10 protein-coding genes and 1 pseudogene are annotated in these 10688 nt (G+C 64.7%); 4 read left to right on the forward strand and 7 right to left on the reverse strand.

Annotated features, from left to right (window positions below):
• From P4U43_RS16385 to glmS, 3 genes are all read right to left on the reverse strand, one after another.
• On the reverse strand, positions 1-212 hold a 212-nt coding region (locus P4U43_RS16385; protein ID WP_277359685.1), incomplete at its 3' end, for an NAD(P)H-hydrate epimerase.
• A gap of 10 nt (positions 213-222) precedes the next feature.
• Positions 223-594: a holo-ACP synthase gene (locus P4U43_RS16390; protein ID WP_277359686.1), complete on the reverse strand. Its 372-nt coding sequence runs from the start codon at positions 592-594 to the stop codon at positions 223-225.
• Positions 595-600: 6 nt separating this feature from the next.
• On the reverse strand, positions 601-2541 hold the full coding sequence (gene glmS, locus P4U43_RS16395) for a glutamine--fructose-6-phosphate transaminase (isomerizing) (RefSeq protein ID WP_277359687.1): 1941 nt from the start codon (positions 2539-2541) through the stop codon (positions 601-603).
• Positions 2542-2633: 92 nt separating this feature from the next.
• Here glmS and coaA point away from each other — a divergent pair, with 92 nt between their 5' ends.
• From coaA to mscL, 3 genes are all read left to right on the forward strand, one after another.
• Entirely contained in the window at positions 2634-3644 is a 1011-nt protein-coding gene (coaA, locus tag P4U43_RS16400) for a type I pantothenate kinase (protein ID WP_404800763.1), read from the forward strand.
• A 161-nt stretch (positions 3645-3805) separates the two neighbouring features.
• Positions 3806-4582: a M15 family metallopeptidase gene (locus P4U43_RS16405; RefSeq protein ID WP_277359689.1), complete on the forward strand. Its 777-nt coding sequence runs from the start codon at positions 3806-3808 to the stop codon at positions 4580-4582.
• An 87-nt stretch (positions 4583-4669) separates the two neighbouring features.
• The gene (gene mscL / locus P4U43_RS16410) at positions 4670-5065 is read left to right on the forward strand and encodes a large conductance mechanosensitive channel protein MscL (protein WP_277359690.1); all 396 of its coding nucleotides are present in this window, start codon (positions 4670-4672) and stop codon (positions 5063-5065) included.
• 13 nt (positions 5066-5078) lie between these two features.
• Here the strand turns inward: mscL and P4U43_RS16415 are convergent, their stop codons facing one another.
• The 4 genes from P4U43_RS16415 to rplM form a co-directional block, all read right to left on the reverse strand.
• Entirely contained in the window at positions 5079-6167 is a 1089-nt protein-coding gene (locus tag P4U43_RS16415) for a Fic family protein (protein ID WP_277359691.1), read from the reverse strand.
• 194 nt (positions 6168-6361) lie between these two features.
• Positions 6362-7714 carry a phosphoglucosamine mutase gene (gene glmM, locus P4U43_RS16420; RefSeq protein WP_277359692.1) on the reverse strand — a complete coding sequence of 451 codons (1353 nt, stop codon included), beginning with the start codon at positions 7712-7714 and terminating at the stop codon, positions 6362-6364.
• Positions 7715-7914: 200 nt separating this feature from the next.
• The gene (gene rpsI / locus P4U43_RS16425; protein WP_056544114.1) at positions 7915-8412 is read right to left on the reverse strand and encodes a 30S ribosomal protein S9; all 498 of its coding nucleotides are present in this window, start codon (positions 8410-8412) and stop codon (positions 7915-7917) included.
• Between the two features lie 39 nt (positions 8413-8451).
• Positions 8452-8895, reverse strand: coding sequence for a 50S ribosomal protein L13 (gene rplM / locus P4U43_RS16430; RefSeq protein ID WP_056544112.1), 444 nt, complete (start codon positions 8893-8895; stop codon positions 8452-8454).
• A 319-nt stretch (positions 8896-9214) separates the two neighbouring features.
• On the opposite strand from rplM, the pseudogene P4U43_RS16435 reads away from it, so the two are divergent.
• Positions 9215-10688 (forward strand): annotated as a pseudogene (locus P4U43_RS16435) (hypothetical protein); the annotation flags it as partial.

Here is a 10688-nt window from a genome sequence, read left to right on the forward strand (position 1 = left end):
GCGCCGGCGTAGAGCGCGTCTCCGCCGTTGTTGCCGCTGCCAACCAGTACGACGACGGCGCGTCCGTAGGTGCCGCCCGTTACCTGCAGCTCGGCTGCGCAGGCCTGTGCGAGCCCGTACGCTGCACGCTGCATCAGCTCACCGCCGAGACCCGCCTCGAGCAGCGGGGATTCCGCTGCCCGGACCTGATTCCCGGTATAAGCACTAAGCATGCTTAGAATCCTACCGGGTGGCCCCCGGATATTCCCCCTCGGCAACCACCATGGCGGTTGCTACCCCGCCGTCGTGGCTGAGTGAGAGGTGCCAGCGGTTCACTCCGCGTGCATCCGCAACGGCCTGGACCGTCCCGGAAACCTGGACCGTGGGGCTGCCGTTGGCGTCGAGGCCTATCCAGCAGTCCTGCCAGTTCATGCCCGCCGGTGCTCCGAGCGCCTTGGCCACAGCTTCCTTCGCGGCGAAGCGAGCGGCCAGCGAGCGGGTGTTGAGCCCGCGCTCCGCCGCAACGAACAGGCGCTCGCGCAACCCGGGTGTGCGCTCGACCTGGCGCTCGAACCGGGCTACGTCCACAACGTCTACGCCGATACCGATGATCATCGGCGCCTACTCGACCGTGACGGACTTGGCCAGGTTACGGGGCTGGTCAACGTCATAACCCTTGGCTGATGCCAGTTCAAGGGCGAAGATCTGCAGCGGAACCGTGGTGAGCAGGGGCGCCAGGAGCGTGGAGGTCTGCGGCACGTGGATGACGTGCTCGGAGAACGCTGCCACGGATTCGTCGCCCTCCTCGGCAATCACAATGGTGACCGCACCGCGGGCGCGAATCTCCTGGATGTTGGAGACCACCTTGGAGTGCAGGGAGTCGCGGCCGCGCGGGGACGGCAGCACGACGACGACAGGCTGGCCCTCCTCGATCAACGCGATGGGGCCGTGCTTGAGCTCACCGGCAGCGAAACCCTCGGCGTGGATGTAAGCGAGTTCCTTGAGCTTGAGCGCGCCCTCCATGGCCACCGGGAACCCGACGTGGCGGCCCAGGAAGAGCACAGACTTGGCATCTGCCATGTCCCGGCCGAGCTTCTTGACGGCATCCGCGTTGTCGAGCACCTGCTGGATCTTGGCGGGCATCTCATTGAGGTCGCTCAGGACGGCGTTGATCTCGTCACGGAACTTGTTGCCGCGCAGCTGGGCAAGGTAGAGACCGAGCAGGTAGGCGGCGGTGATCTGCGCAAGGAACGCCTTGGTGGACGCGACTGCAATTTCCGGGCCGGCATGGGTGTACAGCACGGCGTCCGATTCACGCGGGATGGTGGACCCATTGGTATTGCAGATGGCAACCACCTTGGCACCCTGCTCGCGGGCGTAGCGGACCGCCATGAGGGTGTCCATGGTCTCGCCGGACTGGGAGATGGCAACCACGAGGGTCTTCTCGTTGACAATCGGGTCCCGGTAGCGGAACTCGTGGGAGAGCTCCACCTCGGTGGGGATACGGCACCAGTGTTCAATGGCGTACTTGGCCACCGAGCCGGCGTAGGCGGAGGTTCCGCAGGCAAGGACAACAATTTTGTCCACCGAGCGCAGGATTGACTCGTCGATGCGGAGCTCGTCCAGCACCAGGTTTCCCTTGGCGTCGGTGCGGCCCAGCAGCGTCTGCCCAACGGCGTCGGGCTGGTCATTGATTTCCTTCTCCATGAAGGAGTCGTAGCCGCCCTTTTCCGCTGCGGCGGCGTCCCAGTCGACGTGGAATTCCTTACCCTCGGCGGGAGCGCCGAAGAAGTCGGTGATCGAAACCGCGTCCGGGGTGATCGTGACCACCTGGTCTTGGCCCAGCTCAACCGCGCGGCGGGTGAAGTCGATGAAGCCCGAGACGTCTGAGCCGAGGAAGTTCTCGCCCTCGCCCAGGCCCACAACCAGCGGCGAGTTGCGGCGAGAGGCCACAACGACGTCGGGGGCGTCCTGGTGGATGGCCAGCAGCGTGAAGGCGCCTTCGAGGCGCTGGCTGGCTTCCTGCATTGCCCGGGTCAGCGTGTCCTCGGAACCGGAACCTGAACCGGCGTCGGCGTCCGCCAGACGGCGGTAGATGCTGCCCAGCAGTACGGCGGCAACCTCGGTGTCGGTGTCGGAGATGAAGGTGGCACCGGCGTCGAGAAGCTCGGCCTTGAGTTCTGCGAAGTTTTCGATGATGCCGTTGTGGATCATCGCCAGCCGGCCGTCGTCGGCCAGGTGGGGGTGTGCGTTCTGGTCTGTCGGGCCGCCGTGGGTGGCCCAGCGGGTGTGGCCGATTCCCGTCAGTGAATCAGGAAGGGGCGCTTCCTGAAGCTCGGCAATAAGGTTGGTCAGCTTGCCGGATTTCTTGCGCGACTGGATGCCGGATTCCGTCAGGACTGCAACGCCCGCGGAATCATAGCCGCGGTATTCGAGCCGGCGCAGGCCCTCCATGACAACGTCAAGGGCGCCGTGACTGCCGTTTGAATCGACGTCCTCGAGTACCGCGCTGTTCAGTGATGCGCCGTTGTTCCGGCCTACGTATCCTACGATTCCACACATGGGCTTAAGCGTACCTGCCGAGCACTCCTTCCTTTGCGCCGCGAAGTTCATGCGTGGTGCAGCTCACCGGAGAGGCCGCTATCCGTTTGTTAATGTCCTGGTCAGGGGGCAGAATTCACAGGGTGAGTGAGCAATCTCCCGGTACCGGGCCCACAGCGACGGTGGATGCCGGTGTCACCCCGTTCGTTGAACTCGAGCGTCAGACGTGGTCGCGGCTGTCCAATGAGATCGAGTCGCCGCTCAACGTCGAGGACATCCTCCGTCTGCGCGGCCTGGGAGACGCCCTCAACCTTGACGAGGTGCGCGAGGTCTACCTTCCACTGTCCCGGCTGCTCTCGCTCTATGTAGCCGCCGCCGGTGAACTGCATGCCGCCACCAATACCTTCCTCGGTGAGACCACCACGCGGACGCCGTTCGTCATCGGCGTTGCCGGTTCGGTGGCGGTCGGCAAGTCCACCACTGCCCGCGTGCTGCGCGAGCTCCTTCGCCGCTGGCCCGGCACCCCCAACGTTGAGCTGATCACCACGGACGGCTTCCTCTACCCCAACGAGGAACTGGAACGGCGCGGCCTGATGCAGCGGAAGGGTTTCCCGGAGTCCTACGACCGCCGTCGGCTGCTGCGCTTCGTCAGTGAGGTCAAGAGCGGCGCCGAGGAGGTCCGCGCCCCCTGGTATTCGCACCTGACCTACAACATCGTGCCTGGTCGTGAAGTGGTGGTGCGCAGGCCAGACGTGCTGATTGTGGAGGGCCTGAATGTCCTTGCGCCGGCGCGCATGAGGGCGGATGGGCGCTCCGGCCTCGCGCTCAGCGATTTCTTCGATTTCTCTATCTATGTGGACGCGAAAACCTCCTATATTGAGGAGTGGTACGTCCAGCGTTTCCAGTCGCTGCGCAGCGGCGCCTTCGCCAACCCGGAGTCGTATTTCCACAGGTACGCCTCACTCACCGACGAGGAGGCCCGCGAGACCGCGCTTGGCATCTGGCACCGCATCAACGAGCCGAACCTGAAGGCCAATGTCCTTCCCACCCGCGGCCGCGCCACCCTGGTCCTCACCAAGGAAGCCGACCACTCGATCCGAAGAATGCTGCTACGAAAAACCTGACGAAACCCCGGCGGCACCGCACCCCATCCAGCTGGATGACGACGGCGGTGCTCCTCGTCGCGCTGTCAGCCTGCGGTACGCCGCCACCTGCAGCGGACAAACCCGCCTCCGCGCCTGCGTCATCGGTTCCGCCCGCTTCTTCAGTTCCGCCTTCTCCGGCCGTGTCCCAGACCCCCGGCACCATTCCCGCCCCGGGACAGCGTGCACCCGCTCCCGTTGAAACTTCTGCTCCGTCGGTGGTCCCCGAGACGCCACCAGCGCAACCCACCGCCGCGCCGAGTGTTGCGGCTTCTCCCTCTCCGCCGCCTCCAGTTGCTGCACCGCCTCCAGAGCCAACCGAGCTGGGCGACCCAACCTCGGTGAGCGTCGTCGTCAACAAGCAACGGCCGATCAACCCGATCGACTACTTTCCTTCCGGTCTGGTACTGCCCGCGGTCCCGCTGGCCGTGGCCGAGCCTAATGCCCTGCTGCGTGGTGACACCGCTGCCGCTGTGGAGGAGATGTTTGCAACTGCAGCGAGCGACGGCGTGAGCCTCACCCTGGTCAGCGGGTACCGGTCCTTCCAGGACCAGGTCTCGACCTATGAACACTGGGTGGCGCAGTACGGCGGTGACACGGCAGCAGCTGACCGCATCTCGGCGCGCGCCGGGTTCTCCGAACACCAGACGGGGCTCGCCTTCGATGTGGGACAGGACGACGGCGCGTGCACCCTCTCCTCCTGCTTCGCCGACACTGCCGCAGGTCAGTGGATGGCAGCCAACGCGCACCGGTTCGGGTTCATCCTGAGGTATCCGTTGGGGGCGGAGGGCATCACCGGGTTCTCCGGCGAGGCCTGGCATTACCGGTACGTTGGCGTTGAGCTGGCGCAGGCCATGCGGAAGGACGGTGTGGCAACCCTCGAGGAGTACTTCAACCTGCCACCGGCGCCCGGCTACTGATGTACCCCGAACTTTTGCGCAGCTCGCGCGACTTGCACGCCCGTCGGGCTCACCTGATCTGCGCAAATCTTCCCGTAGGCTGAACCCATGATCAACGGATTCAAAAACTTCATCATGAAGGGCAACGTCATTGACCTGGCTGTTGCCGTGGTTATCGGTGCCGCGTTCGGGGCGGTGGTGAAGTCGCTCGTCGAGAACGTCCTCATGCCCTTGATTTCAGCGCTGGTCGGCGCACCCAACTTCGACGATTTTGCGAAGGTGACCATCAACGGCAACGAGATCCTGTTCGGGATGTTCCTCACCGCCGTCGTGAATTTCCTCCTGATCGCCGCTGCTGTCTACTTCGTGATCGTCATGCCGATGAACAAGCTGATCGAGCGGCGCGACCGCAAACTGAACCTGGAGGAGAAGGTCGAAGAGGTTGACCCGCAGGTTGCGCTCCTGACCGAGATCCGCGACAGCCTCAAACAGCGTTCCGTCTAGCTACTGCCGTACCTTACTTGCCTGCCAAGCGCGCGTTCAGCCGATCAACCTCGTCGAGCACCTCGGTCGCCGCCCAGGCTCGGTCCCGCTTGCTTCGGGTAATGGGGGCGATTACTCCGGCTTCTGTCAGCCGATCCAAGCTGGCATAGACGGCGTTCAGGGTGACACCTGCGATGTGGGCAGCAGTGTGCGCTTCGAGGACCGGGTGCTCCAGCAGGGCAGCGATGATTTTCTCATCAGCTGAACCGCGCCGAGGCTTTGCGGCTTCCTCCCAGATACCGGGTAGCTCTTCCAGCTCGGCAATCGATGCGCGGGCTGCGTCAGTCGCCCTTACCGCCGAGACCGCCAGGTACTTCACGAACGGGTCGACATTGCCGGTTCTGTAGGCATTGACCAGATCGAAGTACTGCTGAACGTCGGCGACCATGGCGGAAGCGATGGGGGTAACGGTCCCGGTGGTCAGCCGACGGCGGCGGCAGACAGCGCCGATGAGGGCACGCCCGATCCTGCCGTTGCCGTCGGTGAATGGGTGCACGGACTCGAAATGCGCGTGTGCAATGGCTGCCTGGGCTATGACCGGCAGGTCGACCCTGTTGCTGAATACAATCAGGTCGGCCATGAGGTCGTCGACGAGTTCCGGCGGAGGGGGAACATGAATGGCGTTGCGCGGAGAGTAGTCAGAACCGCCGATCCAGTTCTGGACATCGCGAAAGCGGCCGGCGTACGTGAAGTCGACCGGATCGTCCTTCCTGAGCAGGTGGTGCGCCTTCAATATCTGATCCACCGAGATCGTGCCCGTGGAGCCGGCTCCGTCGATCATGGCTTGGATGGCGTCTGTGGCAGCGACCATTGAACGGGCGTTCGCGCTGGCTTTAATCCCGATTGCTGCCCGCGCGTAGTCATCCCGTGGCGCTTCCACATGTTCAATCTTCGAGGAAGAGACAGACTCGCTCCTGAGGAGAAAACCGCTGATCGCCGCCATGCGTGCGCCGGAAGTAGCGTCCAGGGAAGCGACAGCAACGGCGGCCTCCTCCAGCGCGACCAGTGTGTCCTTTTCCGGGTAGTAATCCTGAGCGGCGATCAGTGGCGGCAGGGATACCACCACCTCCGCGAAGAGCCGATCCTCCCGCGGCGGTCTCCCGGAAGACCTCCACGGCCGCTTCTCGTAATTATGCGCTGGCCACATCCGGTTACCGGCTCGCCGCAGAACCCAGAACATGCTTCATGTTGTTCATGTTTCACCCGCTAAACATGAATAGTCAATCCGCTATCCATGTTTAGACGGAGCAGGGAGGCCTAAACGGGTTCGAGCGCCAACTGATGTTGCACAATCCCGGCGAGGGTCTCGGCAGTGCGCTCGGCCGTAACCATGTCGGCGGCCTCAACCATCACGCGGACAACCGGCTCGGTGCCGGAGGGGCGCAGCAGTACGCGGCCGGTTTCCCCGAGGGATTCCTGGGCGTCGCGGACCGCACGCTGCACCTCGTCGTCGCTGTTCACACTCGACTTGTCCACGCCCTTGACGTTGATCAGCACCTGGGGAAGCTTGGTCATGACGGTCGACAGTTCCTTGAGGCTGCGGCCGGTCAACGCGACCTGCGCCGCCAACTGCAGGCCGGTCAGAACGCCGTCGCCAGTGGTTGCGTAGTCAGCGAAGATGACGTGTCCGGACTGTTCGCCGCCGAGGCTGAAGCCGCCGTCGCGCATGCCTTCAAGAACATAGCGGTCCCCCACCGCAGTCTCACGCAAGGTGATTCCGGCTTCCCGCAGAGCGAGCTTCAGGCCGAGGTTGCTCATCACGGTGGCCACCAGTGTGCCGTCTTTCAGGCGCCCGGCCGAGTTGAGGGCAACTGCCATGATCGCCATGATCTGGTCGCCGTCCACCACGGTGCCCTCGTGGTCCACGGCGAGGCAGCGGTCGGCGTCGCCGTCGTGCGCAATACCGAGGTCTGCGCCGTGTTCCAGCACCGCGGCCTGCAGCATTTCGAGGTGGGTGGAACCGCAGCCCTCGTTGATGTTGTTACCGTCGGGGTCAGCGCCGATAACCACGATGTCCGCGCCGGCGTCGGAAAACACCTGGGGTGAGCAGCCACTGGCCGCGCCGTTGGCGCAATCCAGCACCACTTTGAGGCCGTCGAGCCGGTGCGGTAGTGACTGAAGGAGGTGGACCACGTAGCGGTCCTCAGCATCGGCGAAGCGCTGGATGCGGCCGACGTCCGGCCCAACGGGGCGGTGCCGGGGTGCGAGGAGTTCGGATTCGATCGCATCTTCGAGGGCGTCGTCGAGCTTTTTGCCGCCGCGCGCCAGGAACTTGATGCCGTTGTCCGGCGCCGGGTTATGGGAGGCGGAGATCATGACCCCGAAGTCAGCGTTCAGGTCAGCAACGAGGAAAGCCGCGGCCGGTGTGGGAAGGACGCCCGCGTCAAAAACGTCGACGCCGGCACTCGCCAGGCCGGCTTCCACGGCAGCGGCAATGAAATCGCCACTGGTACGCGGATCCCGCGCGATGACGGCGGTGGGGCGCCTGCCATCGGATTGCCGATGCCCCAGCACCACGGCCGCTGCCTGGGCAAGCTGCAAAGCGAGTTCTGCGGTGAGGAGGCCGTTCGCCAGACCGCGGACGCCATCGGTCCCAAATAATCTAGTCATCGTGGTTCATCCTAAGGGAGAAAAGTCCCGCACCCGGGAAGCGTCGAAGAACGCTGTTAAAGCGTTACGCCCGCCCGGCAGCAGCCGAGCGGGCGTAACGGGTGAAGCTGGTGAAATCAGCGCTTGTGGAGCCAAGAGCGAAAAATCGCCGAGGGGACCCAGGAATAACGCGCCAGCGGTATTCCTGGGGTAGGCGATTTTTACCTCTTGGAGTACTGAGGCGCCTTGCGTGCCTTCTTGAGACCGGCCTTCTTGCGCTCGATGACGCGGGCGTCACGAGTCAGGAAGCCTGCCTTCTTGAGGGCGGGGCGGTTGTTCTCGCGGTCAATCTCGTTGAGCGCGCGGGCAACACCGAGGCGCAGTGCACCGGCCTGGCCGGAAGGGCCACCGCCGTGGATGCGTGCAATGACATCATACGCGCCGTCGAGCTCGAGGAGCTTGAACGGATCGTTGACTTCCTGCTGGTGCAGCTTGTTGGGGAAGTAGTCAGACAGCTCGCGGCCGTTGACAATCCACTTGCCGCTTCCCGGTGTGACGCGGACGCGTGCAACAGCTTCCTTGCGACGGCCCACAGCGGCGCCGCCGACGGTCAGCGCGGGGCGCTCTTTGACGGGCGCGTCCGAGACGGCCGACGATTCCGAGGTGTAGCTGGTGAGCTCCTCGGTTGGTTCATTCAGCTCTTCAGTGTTCTGAGCCACGGTTCTCCTTGAGTGATTCTTAGTCTGTGGTGGCCAGGACTACTGAGCGACCTGGGTGATTTCGAAAGTCTGGGGCTGCTGGGCCGCGTGCGGGTGCTCTGCACCGCGGTAAACCTTCAGCTTGCCGATCTGCTGGGCAGCGAGGGAGGTCTTGGGCAGCATGCCCTTGATGGCCTTCTCCACAGCGCGTACCGGGTTCTTCTCCAGCAGCTCTGCGTAGTTGACGGACTTCAGGCCACCCGGGAAACCGGAGTGGCGGTAGGCACGCTTCTGTTCGAGCTTGGCGCCGGTGAGGGCAACCTTCTCAGCGTTGATGATGATGACGAAGTCGCCCATATCCATATGGGGGGCAAAGGTCGGCTTGTGCTTTCCGCGCAGCAGTGTTGCGGTCTGGCTGGCAAGACGGCCTAGGACAACGTCGGTGGCGTCAATGACGTGCCACTGGCGGTTGATGTCGCCGGGCTTCGGGGTGTACGTACGCACGGTTTTTGCCTTCGTTTCTTGTTCTACGGTGACGCCGGCATACGTGGAGAATGACCTCCAGATGCCAACGCAGCTGATGCATGCGTTACCGGAACTTCAGGTGAGGACTGAAAGCTACACCGGTGATCCCTGGGTTCTCGGCCATATCCGCGGACCAGGTAGCTCTGCAACTGAGCCGCACGCGGGCATGGACATATCGAGATGGGATACGCACAACGACTCTCAAGGTTAGCGCGGACGTGACCCCCGGGTCAAAACACGTCAGCCATACCCATCAGCATAGGATGGCAGGAGGTTCATCAAGGGGGTAGGGCGAAGAGTGCGGCTGGTCCAACTTGCGTCGCGCCGTTCTGCCGCCCGCCGCAGCCTTCTGGCCATTATTGCGCTGACCCTCGCAATGCTGACGGCGGTCCTCGCCGGCATCAGCGGCTTCACCCAGTTGGCCGCAACGGAGGCACTGCGCTCCCTCGCCTCAGCTTCCGGGGCCTCAGCCTCCGGCGCGCAGGGCTTCTTCCGCATCCACACCACCATCGCTGACGACGCCGCTGCGCAGCAGGCAGCCGCCGAAGCCGCTTTCGTCGAACTGGGACTTCCCAACGGCCTCGCCATCTCCACCGCACCGTATTCACCGCCCCGCCCGCTGGTGCCCTCCGGCGGCAGCGCCACCAACCTCCCGGCTGACCTCACCTTCCTGCCGGTCGGCTGGACACCGACGACGACGCCGGCAGCCGGCTCGCTCGCACCACTCACCTCGGGTGCCGCTAGTGAACTCAACAGAACGGGCCCCATTCCCGCTGCCCTGGAGGCTTCGACCGCGGAATCCCTCGGCCTCGCCGTGGGTGACACGTTCGCCGTGGAGGGTGCTGAGGGAACCGTCCGGCTCGAGCTGGTGGCAACCCTGAATCCCGTGGGCCCGGACGCCGCCTTCCTCGACCCGGTGCCCGTCCAGGGCGCGGAATCGGTGCCCACCGCCGTCGTCGTTCCTCCGCAGACCATTCCTGCGCTCAGTGGTGAGCCGAAAGTCCAGTGGGTGTTTACGGTGGATGCGGACTCGGTCTCAGCGGCGGAGCTGTCCCGGCTGGCTGAGGGGCTGCGTCAGCTGCCGCAGCGGCTGAGCGGCGATCCAGCAATCAACGACGGCGGCGTGATCCCGTCCGGTGAGCTCGCCGGCCTGCTGGCTTCCGCGGCGGATGCAACGCAGTCGGTCCGGGCTGTCCTTCCCATTACCCTGCTCTTGCTGGTGGCGCTGAGTGCGGTGACGGTGGTGCAGTTCGCGCGGCTCCTGGCCGATACGCGTGCTGTGGAGGACAAGTTGATCAGTGCCCGCGGCTCCACGACGGGTCAGCGCGCCGCCGTCGCCGCTTTCGAAGTGGTGCCGCTGGCCGTCGCGGGTTGCCTGCTCGGGTGGGTTGCCGCCGTCGTGCTGGGTCCGTTGCTTTCCACCGGCAGTGAGACAGAGTATGTCGAGGGGATGGGTGAGTTCGCCTCGGCCAGCTGGAGCGTGCCGGTGTTGTGCGCGGGGATCACGGCGCTGGTGTTCGTCGCGGTTGCGGTGCTCGACGCTCTGCGTGAGCACAGTCCGGGCGGAGATGCAGCGCGTACGGCACGGGTGGCCTCCTTCGGCGTGCTGGCGCTGCTCGTTGCTGCGACCGCGCTCTCGCTCTGGCAGTTCCTGCTGTACCGGTCGCCGCTGGTGGAGTCCGGCAGCGGCACCCTGAGGGTCAACCCGCTCGCCGCTCCCGCTCCTGCCCTGCTGCTCCTGTCCGGGACTGCGCTGGCTCTGGTCATCACCG

The organism is Arthrobacter vasquezii, assembly GCF_029455255.1.
Classification (GTDB): domain Bacteria; phylum Actinomycetota; class Actinomycetes; order Actinomycetales; family Micrococcaceae; genus Arthrobacter_D; species Arthrobacter_D parietis.